Below are 15,050 nucleotides of genomic sequence, written 5' to 3' on the forward strand. Positions count from 1 at the left end.
CTGACCGCATGAGCACCGACGAACCGACCATGGCCGACATCGCCGCTGCCGCGCAGGCCGGCAGGGACGGACGACGCGCCGAGGCGCGGGAGCGGCTGACCTCGCTGTGGGAGCGGCTCGGTCCCGACGGGGATCCGCTGGACCGCGTCACCGTCGCCCACTTCCTGGCCGACCTGCAGGACGACGCCCGCGAGGAGCTGGCGTGGGACGAGCGCGCACTGGCCGCCGTCGCCGACCTCACCGACGACCGGGCGCAGCAGGAGCACGCCGGCCTGCGGGTGCGCGGCTTCCTGCCGTCGCTGCACCTGAACCTGGCCGACGTCCACCGGCGGCTCGGCGACGAGCCGGCAGCCCGGGAGCACCTCGCCGCCGCGGAGGCAGCGTCCGGCGACCTCCCCGACGGGGACTACGGGGACCTGGTCCGGAGCGGGCTCGCGCACGTCCGTACGGCGCTCGAGGCCGGCTCGACCGACCCGCTGCCGACCGCGCCGTGAGCCGGGCGGCTCAGCCGCGGCGGGGAGCCACGAAGCAGCAGGACGCCGGGCAGTCGGTGCCCAGCCGGGGCAGGCCGCCCGCGCGGCGCTCCTCCAGCAGGACCCGCAGCGACCCGACGAACGCCGGGTGGGTGCCGGCGGTCGCGGCGCGGGCGAACGCCAGCCCCACCTCCTCGGCGGTCTCCTTCGCCTCGTTGTCGAGGTCCCAGATCACCTCGAGGTGGTCGCTGACGAAGCCGACGGGGAACAGCACGACCGCCCGCTCGCCGGCCTGGGCCAGGGCGCGCAGGTGGTCGTTGACGTCCGGCTCCAGCCACGGCACCGACGGCGGGCCGCTGCGGCTCTGCCAGACCAGGTCGAAGGGGCGGTTCGGCGCGACCTGGGCGACGATCCGCTCCGCGGCGGCCAGCAGCTCGGCCTCGTAGGCGTGCCCGTCGGGACCGGCGACCGCCGCCATGGTGTCGGGGATGCTGTGCGCGGTCGCGACCAGCCGGGCGCCGTTCCGCAGCTCGGCGGGCAGGGTGGCCAGCGCCGCCGCCAGGGCGTCGGCGTTGGCCTGCACGAACCCCGGGGTGTCGAAGTAGTGCGGCAGCTTCTCCGCCGTCGGGCCACCTGGGCGGGTGGGGGAGGTCGTCGCCACCCGCGCCCGCGCGATGTCCTCGTGGTACTGCCGGCAGCCGGAGAACGAGGCGTAGGCCGACGTGGCCAGGACGTAGACGTGCTCGATGCCGTCCTCGGCCAGCTGCGCCCAGGTGTCCTCGACGTAGGGCGCCCAGTTCCGGTTGCCCCAGTACACGGGCAGGTCGATGCCGGCCGCGGCCAGCTCCTTCTCCAGGGCCGCGATCAGCGCCTTGTTCTGGTCGTTGATCGGGCTGACGCCGCCGAAGTGGTGGTAGTGCTCGGCGACCTCCTCCAGCCGCTCCCGCGGGATGCCGCGGCCGCGCGTCACGTTCTCCAGGAACGGCATGACGTCGTCGTGGCCCTCGGGGCCGCCGAACGACAGCAGGAGGAGCGCCTCGCGACGCCCGGCCGGAGCCGGTTCGGTGGACGGCGGCGTCCCACCGTTGTTGCGGACGGCGAGCGAGGGGTCCTCGTCGGGTCGCTGACCCTGGGGCGTGATGTCGACGGTTGCGCGTGGCACGGCTGGTCTTCTCTCTCAGGTGATGCGGCGGATGCGCTCCCCCGCCGGCGGTGCGCTACACGACGACGGCGCTACACACCGACGGCGTGGAAGCCCCCGTCGACGTGCACGATCTCGCCGGTGGTGGCGGGGAACCAGTCCGACAGCAGGGCGACGACGGCCTTGCCCGCGGGCTCGGTGTCGGTGACCGACCAGCCCAGCGGGGCGCGGCCCTCCCAGGCCTCCTCGAACTGCTTGCTGCCGGGGATGGACTTCATGGCCATGCTGCGCAGCGGGCCGGCGGCGACGATGTTGGAGCGCACGCCCTCGGGCCCGAGCTCGCGGGCCACGTACCGGCTGACCGACTCCAGCGCCGCCTTGGCCGCGCCCATCCAGCCGTAGACCGGCCAGGCGACGGAGGCGTCGAAGGTGAGCCCGACGACCGAGGAGGGGGTGGCCAGCAGCGGCCGGCAGGCCTGGGTGAGCGAGGCGTAGGACCAGGAGGAGACCTGGAACGCCGTCGCCGCGTGCTCCCAGGCGACCTCGGGGAAGCCCTCCCCCATCGCCTCCTGCGGCGCGAAGCCGATGGAGTGCACCACGCCGTCGAGGCGGTCGAAGCCCTGCTCGCGCAGCCGGTCGGCCAGCGTCGACAGGTGCTCGGGATCGGTGACGTCGAGCTCGACGACGGCGGCCTCCTGCGGCAGCCGCTTGGCGATGCGCTGGCACAGCGACAGCGCGCGGCCGAAGTTGGACAGGACGACGGTGGCCCCCTGCTCCTGGGCCAGCCGGGCGGTCGCGAAGGCGATCGACGCCTCGGTCAGCACCCCGGTGATCAGGACCTTCTTGCCCTCGAGGATGCCGCCGCTCATCAGTGCCCCATTCCCAGTCCGCCGTCGACCGGGACGACCGCCCCGGTGATGTACCCCGCCGCGTCGGAGGCCAGGAAGCGCACGACGCCGGCGATCTCGTCGGCCTCGGCGTACCGGCCCAGCGGCACCTGCCCCAGGATCTCCTGCTGCCGCTTCTCCGGCAGCTCCGCGGTCATGTCGGTGGCCACGAACCCGGGCGCGACGACGTTGGCGGTGATGCCGCGGCTGCCCAGCTCACGGGCGATCGAGCGGGCCAGCCCGACGAGCCCGGACTTGCTGGCCGCGTAGTTGGCCTGCCCGGCCGAGCCGAGCAGGCCCACGACCGACGACACGAAGATCATCCGGCCCGACCGGGCGCGCACCATCTTCGCGCTCGCCCGCTTGGCCACCCGGTAGGCGGCGGTGAGGTTGGCGTCGACGACGTCGGTGAAGTCGGCCTCCTTCATCCGCATCAGGAGCCCGTCCCGGGTGATGCCGGCGTTGCTGACCAGCACCTCCACCGGGCCCTGGTGCTCCTCCACCTCGGTGAACGCGCGGTCGACGGCGTCGGCGTCGGTGACGTCGCACTGCACGCCGAACAACCCCTCCGGTGCCCCGCTGCCGCGGTGGGTCACCGCCACCCGGTCACCCTGCTCGGCGAAGGAGCGGGCGATCGCGAGCCCGATCCCCCGGTTGCCGCCGGTCACCAGCACCGACCTGCCACCCGAAACCACAGTGCCACTCCCTGCGCCGACGACCCGGTCCGCCGTCGAACCTATCCCGTGGTCGCAGGTCACACCGCCTACCGGTCGGTAGGGGCCGCCGCCGACGACGGCGGGCGACCCGGCGCGCGCCGGAACCAGCCGCCGCCGAACAGCGCCCAGAGCACGAGGAGTGGCTGGAAGAACAGCCGCACGAGGCGCTCGCGGTCGGTGTCGAGCCCGAAGGCGTCGGTGCCCTCGAGGTACTGCGCGACGTTGCCGGGGAAGACCAGCACGAAGAACACCGCGAGGAGCGCGCCGACCGCCCGCCGCCTCCCCGGGAGGGCGAGGAACGCTCCGCCGAGCACGATCTCGACGACGCCGGACCCCAGCACCGTCAGGTCCGCGTCGACGGGGAACCACCCGGGCACCTGGGCCCGGAACTCCTGCCGCAGGGCCGTCAGGTGCAGCACCCCCGCGCCCGCCACGGCCGCCCCGAGCAGCAGGCGCGCGGCGGTGCGCGCGGAGGTCATGCCCACACCGTGGCCGGGCACCGCGGCCCGGTCGGGCTGCGCGCTCATCCGCCGCCGGCCCGCCCGGCGAGCTCGACGACGGCCTGCACCACCGGCTCGCCGTCCAGCAGCGCGGCGTCGTTGTGGTCGGCTCCCGGTACCTCCACCAGCCGGCGCAGCTGCGCGGCGGCCTCGGCCACCTGCCTGCTCTGCGCAGGCGGGACGATCGTGTCCTGGCCGCCGAGGACGACCGTCGTGGGCACCCGCACGTCGGCGACCTGCTCGGCGACGGGGTACCGGTCCCGCAGCAGCCAGCGGACGGGCAGGAACGGGTAGTGCTCGCTGCCCACCGCGGCGAGGTCGACGAACGGGGACCGGAGGACGAGGCCGGCCGGCGGATGCTCGATGGCCAGCTCGGTGACGACGGCGCAGCCCAGGCTCTCGCCGAAGTAGAGCAGCCGGTCCCCCGGGACGCCGGCCTCCGCCACGAGGTAGCTGCGCGCGGCCCGGACGTCGAGTGCCAGCCCCTCTTCGCTCGGGCTTCCCTCGTTGCCACCGAAGCCGCGGTAGTCGAACAGCAGCACGGCCAGCCCGGCAGCCGACAGCTCGCGGGCCAGCGGCGCGCGCAGGCCACGGTGCCCGCCGTTGCCGTTGGCCACCAGGACGGCGTACGCGTCGGCCGAGGCCCCCGGTACGTACCAGGCGCCGAGGGTGAGGCCGTCCCCGGTGGTCAGCCGCACGTCCCGGCCGCCCGGGACGGCCTGCGCGGCCGGCGGCACCGGCCCGTCATCGGGGAGGTAGATCAGACGCCGCTGGAACGTCCACAGCAGGCCCACCAGCACAGCCAACAGGACGACGACCACCACCGCCGTCCGGAGCAGCCGCCGCGCGGTCCTCATCCGGCCGGTCCTCGCTGGGCTCAGAGGTTTCGGCCGCAGGTGGGCCAGGCGCCGCGCCCCTGGACGTCGAGGACCCGCTCCGCGACCGCGATCTGCTGCTCGCGGGAGGCGAGGTCGGCCCGCGGCGCGAACTCGCCGCCGCCGAAGCCGGTCCAGGTGGAGGCCGAGAACTGGAGGCCGCCGTAGTACCCGTTGCCGGTGTTGATGCTCCAGTTGCCGCCGGACTCGCACCGCGCGACGGCGTCCCAGTCGTGCCCCGGGTCGGGCGCCGGGACGACCGGTGGCGGCACGACGGGCGTCGGGACGACCGGCGTCGGCGGGACGGGGGCGGGCGCGGCAGGGGTCTGCGGGGCGGGCGGGGCGGGAGCCGGCCGCGCGGCCTCCTCGGCGCGCTGCAGCTCCACCAGCTCCGTCCGTACCTGCTCCAGGCGGGCCTCCAGCACCGCCTGCTGCCCCTGCAGCTCCGCCACGGTGGCCCGGGCGTCGGCCTCCGCCTGCTGGGCCGCGACGAGGAGGTCGGCGGCCCGTTGCTCGCCCGCCGCCGCCTCCGCGAGCGCGGTCCCCGCCGCGTCCGCCGTCCCGGCCGCCTGCTGCCTGAGCGCGGTGAACTCCGCCACCGCATCGGAGCGGCCCTGCCCCGCGGCGTCGAGGAGCACCGCGCGCTCGATCACCTGCGCGGGGCCGTCGGCGGTGAGCAGCGCCTGCAGGCCCGGGGACGTGCTGCCGAGCATGTAGCTGCGCCGGGCGAAGGCGGCGAGGTCGACGCGGGCGGCGTCCACCGCCGCCTGCGCCTCCGCGGCCGCCGCCCGGGCCTCCTCCGCGGCGGTCCGGGCAGCCTCCACCTGGGCCCGCTCCCCCTCGTACCGGCCGAGCGCGGCCGCGGCGTCGGCGCGCGCGGCGTCCAGGGACGCCTGCGCGGCACCGGACTGCTCCAGGAGCTGGGTCACCTGGGCCGCAGCGGCCTCGGCGGCCTGCTGCGCGGCGCCGACGCCGCCGGGGTCGGCCGGCGCGGCCGACGCCGCCGGGACACCCAGCCCCAGGCCGCAGGCTGCGGCGAGGCCGATGACGGCGAGCCGGTGCCCGGCCCGGGCCGTTCCTCTGTCCTCGCGCACGGGGCAGCCTCTCGTCGTCCGTCGTCGCCGTCCCAGCATCGCCGGGGTCGGACGTTCCCGCCGGGCGGGTAGGGCGGTCCCCCGCATCATCGACCCGAGCCGCCGGCTCCTTGAGCCCGCCGGGAGCCGGGTCCGGCCGCCGCTCTAGTCGCGGCCGGCGGCCGGCGCGAGCACCGACCAGGCTCCCGGGTGCACCCGCCAGGTCCGCCCGACCGCCACCTCGTCCAGCTCTCCGTCGGCGTCGACCGCGACCGGCCCGCCCGTCAGCCGCACCTCCCGGCCGCGGACGACGAGCACGTCGGGCCGGTCGAGGTGCCGGCCCGACGCCAGCGCCGCCCCGTAGGCGACCCGGGCCACCGGGCCGGTCGCGGTGCTGACCACGACGTCGAGCTCGCCGTCGTCGGGCCGCGCGCCGGGCGCCAGTGCGGTGCCGCCGCCGATGGTCGGCCCGTTGCAGATGCCGAGCATCAGGATCGGGACGGCGCCGTCCGCCGTCCACTCCTCGGTGGCCACCACCCGGCCGTCGACCTCCACGCGCAGCGCCCAGCCGCCGGCCCCGGCTCCGGCGAGTGCCGCGCCGAGCGGATACGCGGCGGCTCCCAGCCGGCCCTTGAGCCGGACCGCCTCGGCCGCGGCCTCGGCCCCGACCCCGGCGTGCACGGCGTTGACCACGATGCCGCCGGCGTCGTCCCGCACCAGGTCGAGGCGGCGGGGCAGTCCTGCGAGCACCGCGGCGGCGCCGTCGGAGGGGTCCAGCGGCAGGCCGAGCGCGCGGGCCAGGTCGTTGCCGGTGCCCCGGGCGATGATCCCGATCGGATCGTCGGGGTCCAGCCGGCCCAGCCGGTCCAGCGCGGCCACCACCGCGTGAACGGACCCGTCACCACCGAGCACGACGACGCGGCGGTCCGCGTGCTCCCGGAGGACCTCGTCGAGCTCGGCGGCGTCGCCGGTCGCCGCGACCGCGACGTCGGCGCCGGCGCGCAGGCCGTCGACGGCGGCGTCCACCGCGTCGTCCTCCGCCGTGCCCGCGGACCGGTTCACGACCAGCAGCAGCTCCGTCGGATCAGGCATGGGAATCCCCGTGGCACATGGCCGAGACCCTGCCAGCCCCGCCGCGCCACCTGGCCGTTCCGCCGGCCGGCGTCCCCCGTCCGGGTCGCCGCACCGGCGCGGGAGGAGGACGGTGGGCACGTCCGCGACGTCGGAGGGACACGGGAGGATCGCGTGGGACGGGTGCACCTGCTGGCCACGGGCGGCACGATCGCCAGCCGGTCCGGGCCCGACGGGCTCGCGGCCACCACTCCGGGCGCGGAGCTGCTGGCCTCGGCCGGGCCGCTGCCCGGGCTGACGGTGACGACGAGCGACCTGGGCACCGTCGGGAGCTTCGCGCTGAGCACCGACGACCTGCGCGCGCTGGCCGCCGAGATCCGGCGGTGCCTGGCCGACGACGTGGACGGCGTCGTGGTCACCCAGGGCACCGACACGATGGAGGAGACCGCGTACTTCGCCGACCTGGTGCACGGCGATCCGCGCCCGGTCGTCTTCACCGGGTCGCAGCGGCCGTTCGACGCGCCGGCCCCCGACGGGCCGGCCAACCTCGCCGGCGCGCTGCGGATCGCCGCCTCCCCCGCCGCCCGGGATCTGGGCGCCCTGCTGTGCTTCGACGGCGTCGCCTTCGCCGCCCGTGGGGTGCGCAAGGTCGACACCCTCCGCAGCGGGGCCTTCGGTGCCCCGGGGCGCGGCCCGGTGCTCCGGCTGGCCGGCGACTCGGTGCTGCCGCTGGCCCGGCCGGTGCGGGCCGAGCCGCTCCCGCTGGACCTGGCCGCCGAGCTGCCGCGGGTCGACGTCCTCGCCTGCTACCTCGGCGCCGACGGGGCGCTGCTGCGCGCCGCGGTGGCCGCCGGGGCGGCCGGCGTGGTGCTGGCGGCGTTCGGCGCCGGCAACGTCCCCCCGGCGATGGCCGAGGCGGCGGAGGAGCTGGCCGCCGCCGGCGTCCCGGTGCTGGTCTGCTCCCGGGTCACCTCGGGGCCGGTCGCGCCGCTCTACGCCGCCGGCGGCGCCCGCCTGGCGCGCGGCGGGGCGGTCCTGGCCGGCGACCTCGGCCCGTGGCAGGGCCGGCTGCTCCTGGCCGCCGCGCTGGCGCTCGCCCCCGACGCCCCCCTGCGCGTGCTGGCGCAGCACCTCCCCGGATGACCCCGCACGGGCGCCCGCCGCCCCTCCCGGAAGGAGCAGGACCAGATGAGCAAGGAGATCTTCGTGGCCTTCGGCGTCGACGTCGACGCCGTGGGTGGCTGGCTGGGCTCGTACGGCGGGGAGAACTCGCCGGACGACATCTCCCGGGGCGTGTTCGCCGGCGAGGTGGGCGTGCCCCGCCTGCTGGAGCTGTTCCGCCGTCGCGAGCTGCCGAGCACCTGGTTCTGGCCCGGCCACTCGATCGAGACGTTCCCGGAGCAGTTCGACGCCTGCGTGGCGGCCGGGCACGAGATCGGCGTCCACGGCTACAGCCACGAGAACCCGATCGCGATGAGCCGGGAGCAGGAGCAGGCGGTCCTCGACCGCTGCATCGACCTGATCGAGCAGCGGGCCGGACGCCGGCCCACCGGCTACGTCGCCCCTTGGTGGGAGTTCAGCGGCGTCACCAACGAGCTGCTGCTCGAGCGCGGCATCACCTACGACCACTCGCTCATGCACCGGGACTTCGAGCCGTACTACGTCCGGGTCGGCGACTCGTGGACGAAGATCGATTACGCGGCGCCCGCGGAGAGCTGGATGGCGCCGCTGGTCCGCGGCGAGGAGACCGACCTGGTCGAGATCCCGGCGAACTGGTACCTCGACGACCTGCCGCCGATGATGTTCATCAAGTCCAGCCCCAACAGCCACGGCTTCGTGAACCCGCGGGACATCGAGCAGATGTGGCGCGACCAGTTCGACTGGGTCCACCGCGAGATGGACTACGCGGCCTTCACCATGACCATCCACCCCGACGTCTCCGGCCGCCCCCAGGTGCTGCTCATGCTGGAGCGGCTGATCGAGCACATCAACGCCCACGACGGCGTCCGGTGGGCGACGTTCGACCAGATCGCCCAGGACTTCCTGCGCCGCTCCCCCCGGACCGGGCCGGCCTAGCCGGGCAGCACGCCGGGGGCTGCACGGCCGCCCGTCGTTGTGTACGCTCGTTCTTATGGGTGCCGACGCGACGGACCAGCGGACCATGCGCGAGCGGATGCTCGCCGGGGACCTCTACATCGCCGACGACCCGGAGCTCGCCGAGGCGAGCGCCCGGGCGCTGGACCTCGCCGATGCCTACAACGCCACGACGGCGCGCCAGGGGCCCTTGCGCCGCCGGCTGCTCGAGCAGCTGCTCGGCGCGATCGGCGAGGGCACCGAGCTGCGGCCTCCGCTGCGCGTCGACTACGGGAGCCACCTGCGCATCGGCGCCCGCTGCTTCGCCAACTTCGGGCTCGTCGCGCTCGACGTCGCACCGATCACCATCGGCGACGACGTGCAGATCGGGCCCAACGTCCAGCTGCTCACCCCGACCCACCCGGTCGAGCCGGGGCCGCGCCGGGAGAAGTGGGAGGCGGCGGAGCCGATCACCATCGGGGACAACGTCTGGCTGGGTGGCGGGGCGATCGTGCTGCCCGGCGTGACGATCGGCGCGAACACGGTCGTCGGGGCCGGCGCGGTGGTCACCCGGGACCTGCCCGCCGACGTGGTCGCCGTGGGCAACCCGGCCCGCGTCGTCCGGACCCTGGGACCGGACGACCGGTGAGCCGGCCCGCCACCGGCCTCCGGCGCACCCGCCGGCACGACCCGGACCGACGCGAGCGGCTGGTCGCGACCACCCTCGAGGTCATCGCCACCCGCGGCGTGGCCGGGACGTCGCACCGGGCGATCGCCCGTGCCGCCGACGTCCCCCTGGGGTCGCTGACCTACCACTTCACCTCCCTCACCGAGCTCCTCGCCGCGGCGTTCACCCGGCACGTCGACGCGGTCGCCGCCCGGTTCGACGAGCGCATGCGCGCCGCGCCCGACCGGCCGGCCGCCCTGGAGGCGCTGACCGAGCACGTCACCGGCGACCTCCTCGGCTCCTCCCGCGACCTCGTGCTCGCCGTCGAGCTCTACGTCGCGGCCGCGCGCGACCCCGCTCTGCGCGCCGTCACCCAGGACTGGATGTCCCGCAGCCGGCGCAGCCTGGAGCGCCACCTCGACCCCGTCACCGCCCGGGAGGTCGATGCGCTGGTGGAGGGCCTGGTCCTGCACAGCGCCCTGTCCACCGACCCGATGACCCCCGAGCAGCTCCGCGCCGCCCTCCACCGGTTCGCCGGCTGACCCCCGACCTGGATCCCCGCCATGCCCGTCGCTCCCCCGACCGCCGACCCGGGCCGCCTGCGGCGCGCCCGCGGCGCGGTCTCCGCCTGCTTCTTCCTCAACGCGGTGTTCTTCGCCGGCCTGGTGCCGCGGCTGCCCGAGATCAAGGACGCGCTGGCCCTCAGCAGCACCGCGCTGGGCCTGGCCCTGGCGGCGATGCCGCTGGGTGCGCTCCTGGCGGCGCTGTTCGCCGCGCCGATCAACCGCCGGTTCGGTTCCGGGCCGGTCGCCTCGTTCGGCCTCGCCCTGCTCGGCATCGCCGTCTGGACGGCGGCGGTCTCCCCCACGTGGTGGGGGCTGGCCGGCGCCCTGCTCGTCCTGGGCGCGCTCGACGCCATCGTGGACGTCGCCCAGAACGCGCACGGCCTGCGGGTGCAGCGGCTCTACGGGCGCAGCATCATCAACTCGTTCCACGGCCTCTGGAGCGTCGGCGCGGTCACCGGCGGGGTGCTCGGCTCGGCCGCGGCCGGGCTGCGCGTCCCGCTCGGCGTCCAGCTGGGGGTCGCAGCCGTCGTCTTCGGGGCCGCCGCCCTGGTCATCTCCCGCCACGTGCTCCCCGGGCCCGACGAGCCGGAGCCGGTCGCCGGCGAGGTGCGGGCCGAGCGGCCGCGGCGGCGGGCCGCGTTCCCGGCGCTGGCCCTGCTCGGCGTGCTGGCCGCCTGCGGGGCGTTCGTGGAGGACGTCGGCGCCTCGTGGAGCGCGCTCTACCTGCGCACCGAGCTGGCGGCCGGGCCCGCGGTCGCGGGGCTGGGGTTCGTCGCGCTCTCGGTGGCGATGACGGTCGGGCGGCTCACCGGCGACCGCGTCGTCGACCGGTTCGGCCAGCGCCGGGTGGCGCGGGCCGGCGGCGCGCTCGCCGCGTTGGGGATGGGGCTGGCCCTGGCCGTCCCGTCGGTGACCACCACCCTGATCGGGTTCGCGCTGGCCGGCCTCGGCGTCGCCACCCTGATCCCGGCGGTCTACCAGGCGGCCGACGAGCTGCCGGGGCTGCCGCACGGCACCGGTCTGGCGGTGATCAACTGGCTGCTGCGGATCGGGTTCCTGCTGTCGCCGCCGCTGATCGGCGCCGTCGCCGACGCGGTGAGCCTCCGTGCCGCGCTGGTCGCGGTCGTGGTCGCCGGGGTGGGCGCGCTGGTGCTCGGCCGGGCACTGCCGAACCGCGGGGCCACCGCGCCGCCGGCCGGTGCCGCGCCCTGACGCGACACCGGCCGGCGCGGCCGACCGGTCAGTCGGCCGCCGGCCGGGCCACCCGGTAGGCGCCGCCGCCCTCGGGCGTCCCGGCGTGCGACCGGGACTCCAGGACCTTCTCCTGACGGCGGGCGAAGAGCACCGTGCCGACCAGGAACAGGCCCGAGATGATCAGGATCACCGCGGTGAAGGCGTTGACGAACGGCAGCTCCACACCGATGAGCGCGAGGACGCCCAGGGCGACCAGCACGAGTGCCGCGAGGACGGCGCCGAGCGCCCGCAGCGGGCTCTTGCCGACCTCCTCGATGCCCTGCTGCGCCTTCTCCACGGCGTAGTCGAGCGGCTTCTTGGCCCAGGCGAAGCGGGTGGCCAGGATGGCCAGCCCCGCGGCCACGAGCACGAAGCCCGGTCCGGGCAGCACCAGCAGGCCGATCCCGGCGAGGGTCAGCAGGCCGCCCAGGGCGGCGATCACGGCAGTCTTCACCGTTCGGTTGTGCCCCACCGAAGTGGTTCCATGCGCGCCGCCGCCCGTGGAGCGGCGTGTCCTCAGCCCCCGGCGCGCCGGGACCGCACGGCCGCGGCGAGCCCGGCCAGCATCTCCTCGGTGGTGCCGGGGTCCACGCAGGCGTCGGTGACGCTCTTGCCGTACTCGAGCGCCCCGGGGTGCCGCTGGTCGAGGTCCTGCCGCCCCGCGACCAGGTTGCTCTCCACCATGACGCCGCGGATCGCCTGCTCACCGCCGGCGACCTGCCCGGCCAGGTCGCGCACGACCTCGATCTGGCGGAGGTGGTTCTTCTGGCTGTTGCCGTGCGAGGCGTCCACCACGACGACCTCGGGGAGACCACGCGCCGCGAGCTTCGCCTTCGTGCCGGCGATGTGCGCCGCGGAGTAGTTCGGGCCGTCCTTGTCACCGCGCAGGATGACGTGCCCGGTGTCGTTGCCGGTGGTCGAGAGCTGGGCGCTCACCCCGTGGGCGTCCACGCCGAGGAACTGGTGCGGCGCGCGGGCGGTCATGACCGCCTGGATGGCGGCGTCGATGCTGCCCTCCGGCGAGTTCTTGAACCCCACGACGGAGGAGAAGCCGGACACCCGCTCCCGGGCGGTCTGGTCGGTGACGTTCCGCGCCCCGACGCCGTTGTAGGTGACCAGGCCGTTGACGTACTGCGGCGTCAGGGCGTTCAGCGGCTCGGCGGCCACCGGCACGCCGAGCGCGGTGATGGAGCACATCAGCAGCCGGGTGGCGACCAGGCCGACGCTGATCCGGCTGGAGCCGTCGAGGAACGGGTCGTAGGCGAACCCCTTCCAGTCGACCTCGGTCCGCGGCTTCTCGGTGTAGGTCCGCATCAGGATCTCGAGGTCGGCGCCGTGCCGCTCCCGCATGCGGGCGAGGAAGCCGGCGTACTCCAGCGCCGCCACCGGGTCGTGGATCGAGCAGGGCCCGGCGATGACGGCCAGCCGGTCGTCGGCGCCGGTGACGATGCCGGTCACCGCCCGGCGCCCGGCCCGGGTCGTGGCCGCGGACGCCGGCGACAGCGGGACGACGGTGGCGACGGCGGCCGGGGTGACCACGACGCTCGAGCCGGTGATCCGCGTGTTCACCAGGTCGGACAGGTCGACGTCGTCGGCCGGCCCGACGGCCAGCCGGCGCTCGACCTCGGGCAGCAGCTCCCGCAGGGACGCCTCGATCTGCCCGTTGACCCGCCCCTGCACCTCCAGCAGCAGGTCGGCGATCCGCGTGGCGGCGTCCAGGAGCCGGTCAGCCGGCATGGGGTCTCCTCGGTCGTTCCGGTCGGCGCCGGCGACTCGGCGTCAGGACTCGGCGCGGGCCGCGGAGCCGCCGGCCGGCGGCTCCCGCGGCCGTGCGCAGAGCCAATCACAGCCCGCGGCAGAACGGACCCGCGAGCGTGTGACCTGCCCGGACACCCGGTACGAGAGCCCAGGGTGCAGTAACCTCCGCTGACGCGCACCGCCGCTGCGGCGGCGGGGCTCGACGGGGGCGAGGAGGCGGGTGGCTCGGTGCACCGCAGGGCTCGGCTGTTCCTCGGCGTGCTGGCCGTCGTCGGCGCCGGATCGGTGGCGGTCGAGCTGGCCCGGTCGCTGCCGGGGCTGACCGACGCCCCGGCCGTCTGGCTGGTCGTGACCGCCGCCGTGGCCCTGCTGCTGTTCTCCCCGGTGACCGTCGGACGCCGGGACCGCGCCAACCACATGACCTTCGGCGAGACCGCCGCGGTGCTCGCGTTCGCGGCCCTGCCGCCGGCCGCCGCGGCGCTGTCCTGCGGGGCCGCCGCCACGGTGCTGGTGCTGTCGCTGCGGACCCGCGCGGAGAACCGGCTGTTCAACGCCGCGTCGACGTTCACCGCGGCGGCGGCCGGCGCCCTGACCGCCGCGGCCCTGCAGGCGGCCCAGGTGCCGACCCTGGTCGCCGCCGCGGCGGCCGCGGTGGTCTTAGGCACGCTGAGCCACCTGCAGGTGGTCACCGTCCTCAGCCTCGACCGGGGACGGCTGATCGAGGGGCTCGGCACCGGGCTGCGCCAGCTCGCCGTGGTCGAGGCCGCGGGCGTGGCGCTGGGTCTGGTGCTCGCCCCGGTCCTGCTGCGCGATCCGGCCGGTGCGTGGCGGTTGCTGCCACTGCTCCTGGTCCTGGCCGTGCTCAGCCGCCGGCACAGCCGCCTGGGCTCCGAGCGTGACCTGCTCGACGCGCTGGCCGAGGCCACCGCCGACCTGCACTCCTCGCTGCGCCAGGACCAGGTGCTCGACGCCCTGCACGCGCACGCCGCCCGGCTGCTGCCCGGCAGCGAGGTGGCCCTGCAGGCCGACCCACCGCTCCCCTCTCAGGTCGGTGAGGCCGTCGAGGACGGCGCCCTCTGGCTGGTCGCCCGCAGCGGGGCCGGGCAGGTCGGGGTGCCCGCGGAGCAGCGGGTCCTGTCCGGGCTCGCCGCCGCCGCCCGCCGGGCCCTGGACAACGCCCGGCTGCACCGCACCGTGGAGGAGCAGGCGCGCACCGACGCGCTGACCGGTCTGCCCAACCGGGGAGCGCTGCTGCGGCACCTGGACCGGGAGCTGGCGCGCACCCGACGGCACGGCGGCCACCTCGCGCTGGCCTTCCTCGACCTGGACGGGTTCAAGCGGGTGAACGACCTGCACGGCCACGAGGCGGGGGACGCGGTCCTGGTCGAGCTGGCCGCCCGGCTGCGCGGCGAGGTCCGCGCCGAGGACCTCGTCGCCCGGCTGGCCGGCGACGAGTTCTGCGTGGTGCTCGCCGACGTCACCGACCGCGCGCAGGCCGGCACGCTGGCCGAGGAGCTGCGCGGCCGGCTGGACACCGAGCTGGGCGCCCGCGGCATCGGCGTCAGCATCGGGGTGGCCCTCGCCCCCGACGACGGCGCGGACACCGACGCGCTGCTGCACGCCGCCGACCTGGCGATGTACGCCGACAAGGCCGCCCGCTGCTCCCCCGGCGGGCCGCGCTCGCTGCGCGACGGGATGCCGGCCGAGGAACGCTGAACCGGCGGCCGCCCGGACCGCCCCGCCGCCGCATCCGGGGCGCCGGGACGCCGGTCGTGCCAGGGTGGCGGGGTGTTCTTCCTCTTCGGCTTCGGCTCCAAGCAGCGGCACGAGGGACCCGGGGAGGTGCGCACCTGCGCGCGGTGCGGGAACACCACCCAGTGGGCGCGGATCCGCCGGTACCGGCAGCTCTCGGTGTTCTTCGTCCCCGTCGCCCGGTGGGGACGCCGCCGGTTCGAGGTCTGCGGGATCTGCGGGAACACCGTCCCGGCCTGACGCCGTCACCGCCGTCGTCCCGACC

At 76.1% G+C, this 15,050-nt stretch carries 17 protein-coding genes; 8 read left to right on the forward strand and 9 right to left on the reverse strand.

Features of this window, described 5'->3' with window-relative positions:
- The first annotated feature begins 8 nt into the window (after positions 1-8).
- Positions 9-494, forward strand: coding sequence for a hypothetical protein (locus BD833_RS00700; RefSeq protein WP_166531207.1), 486 nt, complete (start codon positions 9-11; stop codon positions 492-494).
- Positions 495-504: 10 nt separating this feature from the next.
- Here BD833_RS00700 and BD833_RS00705 read toward each other — a convergent pair whose 3' ends face one another.
- From BD833_RS00705 to BD833_RS00735, 7 genes are all read right to left on the reverse strand, one after another.
- On the reverse strand, positions 505-1,635 hold the full coding sequence (locus BD833_RS00705; RefSeq protein WP_166531208.1) for a ferrochelatase: 1,131 nt from the start codon (positions 1,633-1,635) through the stop codon (positions 505-507).
- Between the two features lie 71 nt (positions 1,636-1,706).
- Positions 1,707-2,483 (reverse strand): enoyl-ACP reductase FabI, encoded by a 777-nt coding sequence (fabI, locus tag BD833_RS00710; RefSeq protein WP_166531209.1) that lies wholly within the window; start codon positions 2,481-2,483, stop codon positions 1,707-1,709.
- Positions 2,483-3,196 carry a beta-ketoacyl-ACP reductase gene (fabG, locus tag BD833_RS00715; RefSeq protein ID WP_166531210.1) on the reverse strand — a complete coding sequence of 238 codons (714 nt, stop codon included), beginning with the start codon at positions 3,194-3,196 and terminating at the stop codon, positions 2,483-2,485. Before fabG ends, fabI begins: the two co-directional genes overlap by 1 nt.
- A 68-nt stretch (positions 3,197-3,264) precedes the next feature.
- Complete coding sequence (locus tag BD833_RS00720; protein ID WP_166531211.1) at positions 3,265-3,696, reverse strand: DoxX family protein; 432 nt, start codon at positions 3,694-3,696, stop codon at positions 3,265-3,267.
- A 44-nt stretch (positions 3,697-3,740) separates the two neighbouring features.
- Positions 3,741-4,574, reverse strand: a complete 834-nt coding sequence (locus tag BD833_RS00725; RefSeq protein WP_166531212.1) for an alpha/beta hydrolase — start codon at positions 4,572-4,574, stop codon at positions 3,741-3,743.
- Positions 4,575-4,594: 20 nt separating this feature from the next.
- Complete coding sequence (locus BD833_RS23160) at positions 4,595-5,686, reverse strand: transglycosylase family protein (RefSeq protein ID WP_279535985.1); 1,092 nt, start codon at positions 5,684-5,686, stop codon at positions 4,595-4,597.
- A gap of 144 nt (positions 5,687-5,830) precedes the next feature.
- Positions 5,831-6,757 carry a diacylglycerol/lipid kinase family protein gene (locus BD833_RS00735; RefSeq protein WP_166531213.1) on the reverse strand — a complete coding sequence of 309 codons (927 nt, stop codon included), beginning with the start codon at positions 6,755-6,757 and terminating at the stop codon, positions 5,831-5,833.
- Between the two features lie 153 nt (positions 6,758-6,910).
- Here BD833_RS00735 and BD833_RS00740 point away from each other — a divergent pair, with 153 nt between their 5' ends.
- Genes BD833_RS00740 through BD833_RS00760 form a run of 5 tightly spaced genes read left to right on the forward strand, consistent with a single transcriptional unit; the run spans position 6,911 to position 11,254 of the window.
- On the forward strand, positions 6,911-7,879 hold the full coding sequence (locus BD833_RS00740) for an asparaginase (RefSeq protein WP_166531214.1): 969 nt from the start codon (positions 6,911-6,913) through the stop codon (positions 7,877-7,879).
- A 45-nt stretch (positions 7,880-7,924) separates the two neighbouring features.
- On the forward strand, positions 7,925-8,812 hold the full coding sequence (locus BD833_RS00745) for a polysaccharide deacetylase family protein (protein WP_166531215.1): 888 nt from the start codon (positions 7,925-7,927) through the stop codon (positions 8,810-8,812).
- Positions 8,813-8,867: 55 nt separating this feature from the next.
- Positions 8,868-9,458: a sugar O-acetyltransferase gene (locus BD833_RS00750; protein WP_166531216.1), complete on the forward strand. Its 591-nt coding sequence runs from the start codon at positions 8,868-8,870 to the stop codon at positions 9,456-9,458.
- Positions 9,455-10,018: a TetR/AcrR family transcriptional regulator gene (locus tag BD833_RS00755; RefSeq protein WP_166531217.1), complete on the forward strand. Its 564-nt coding sequence runs from the start codon at positions 9,455-9,457 to the stop codon at positions 10,016-10,018. The genes BD833_RS00750 and BD833_RS00755 overlap by 4 nt, the downstream gene beginning before the upstream one ends.
- A gap of 21 nt (positions 10,019-10,039) precedes the next feature.
- A complete protein-coding gene (locus BD833_RS00760; protein WP_166531218.1) occupies positions 10,040-11,254 on the forward strand; it encodes an MFS transporter in 1,215 nt (404 codons plus the stop codon).
- Positions 11,255-11,282: 28 nt separating this feature from the next.
- On the opposite strand, the gene BD833_RS00765 is transcribed toward BD833_RS00760, so the two are convergent.
- Positions 11,283-11,729: a PGPGW domain-containing protein gene (locus BD833_RS00765; protein ID WP_166531219.1), complete on the reverse strand. Its 447-nt coding sequence runs from the start codon at positions 11,727-11,729 to the stop codon at positions 11,283-11,285.
- Positions 11,730-11,791: 62 nt separating this feature from the next.
- Complete coding sequence (locus tag BD833_RS00770) at positions 11,792-13,012, reverse strand: 3-deoxy-7-phosphoheptulonate synthase (protein ID WP_166531220.1); 1,221 nt, start codon at positions 13,010-13,012, stop codon at positions 11,792-11,794.
- A 249-nt stretch (positions 13,013-13,261) separates the two neighbouring features.
- Here BD833_RS00770 and BD833_RS00775 point away from each other — a divergent pair, with 249 nt between their 5' ends.
- Both BD833_RS00775 and BD833_RS00780 read left to right on the forward strand, forming a co-directional pair.
- On the forward strand, positions 13,262-14,749 hold the full coding sequence (locus tag BD833_RS00775) for a GGDEF domain-containing protein (RefSeq protein WP_166531221.1): 1,488 nt from the start codon (positions 13,262-13,264) through the stop codon (positions 14,747-14,749).
- Positions 14,750-14,821: 72 nt separating this feature from the next.
- Complete coding sequence (locus tag BD833_RS00780; protein WP_166531222.1) at positions 14,822-15,025, forward strand: zinc-ribbon domain-containing protein; 204 nt, start codon at positions 14,822-14,824, stop codon at positions 15,023-15,025.
- Positions 15,026-15,050: the final 25 nt, after the last annotated feature.

The organism is Blastococcus xanthinilyticus (assembly GCF_008124835.1).
GTDB lineage: Bacteria > Actinomycetota > Actinomycetes > Mycobacteriales > Geodermatophilaceae > Blastococcus > Blastococcus xanthinilyticus.